1 protein-coding gene and 1 pseudogene are annotated in these 1,024 nt (G+C 59.8%); one reads left to right on the plus strand and one right to left on the minus strand.

Annotated features, from left to right (window positions below):
- Positions 1–320: pseudogene (locus ACYVDE_RS24085) on the minus strand (dipeptide epimerase); the annotation flags it as partial.
- Positions 321–580: 260 nt separating this feature from the next.
- Here ACYVDE_RS24085 and ACYVDE_RS24090 point away from each other — a divergent pair.
- Positions 581–1,024, plus strand: a 444-nt coding sequence (locus tag ACYVDE_RS24090; protein WP_460504056.1) for a DUF6799 domain-containing protein, incomplete at its 3' end; no start/stop codon positions are given.

The raw sequence follows: 1,024 nt of genomic DNA on the forward strand, positions 1-1,024 counted from the left end.
ACCACCGCCTGCCACGCCACCAGCGCCGATTCGAGCGCAAAGCTCAGGGCGTGCGCCACGGGGTGGGCCGCCAGCAGCGCATCCAGTTCGGCCAGATTGGCTACATCGGCCAGGCCTTGGGCCTGCAGGGCCGCAAATTGTGCTTGCAGCAGTTCGGGGGTTTCGCCGTAGCGCACATTCGGCGCGGCTTCGCCCCGGCCTTCGCAGCCCTCGCCCGCTATCCGCACCAGCAGGTTGGTTTTGCTGGTAGAAGCGTTGCGGGAAATTTTCCAGACGTACCGCAAGGGCAGCACCAGGGGCGTAATCGACCAGATGGGCATAATAGTGAAGCAGAATAAGGCAGGCAGCGCCAAAGCGCCAGGCCGGATGAATACGCGGCAGCGGCCGGAAAGTGACAAAGTACGCCCTCAACCATTCGCCGAGAAAAAGCCTGCGTTGGACGGCCGAGCTTAGCATTCCGACAATTATTTCCTGTCCCTAACTCAGCAAAAGATGAAATCCATTCATTCAATAATACATTTGCATCGGTCCTAGTTACGCTTTTCCATTAATTAATTTCACTTTCAACCTTTCTGCAGACATGAAATACCCTTTACTTCCTTCGCTGTTGCTGGCCGCAGGGCTGCTGGTCGCCACCACCGGCCCGGCCAATGCGCAAAAACGCAACACCCAGGCCGTCAATACTTCGCTGCCCTGGTTCACGGTGGCTAATAAGATGCTGGTGGTGCAAACCGGCACCTCGATGAAAGTGCTGGAGAAGGACGTAACGCTGCCCAATGGTACCCGCGTGGAGTATCAGACGCAATCGGTGGTGCTGGCCAACGGCACCCGGGTGCGCCTGAAGGAAGGCGACCTGCTTAGTCTGAATGGCGAGCTTATCCAGAAATCGCCGACCAATACAGCCCCGCCCGCCGATGCCACTGCCAGCATTGCTCCCGTGAGCAGCCCGGTGCCAAATGTGCAGTCGGCCCCGGTAACGGCCCCGCAGCCAGCAGCTCCGGCCGCCCCAGCCCCAGCCCCAGCC

The sequence above is a fragment of the Hymenobacter agri genome (assembly GCF_054778495.1).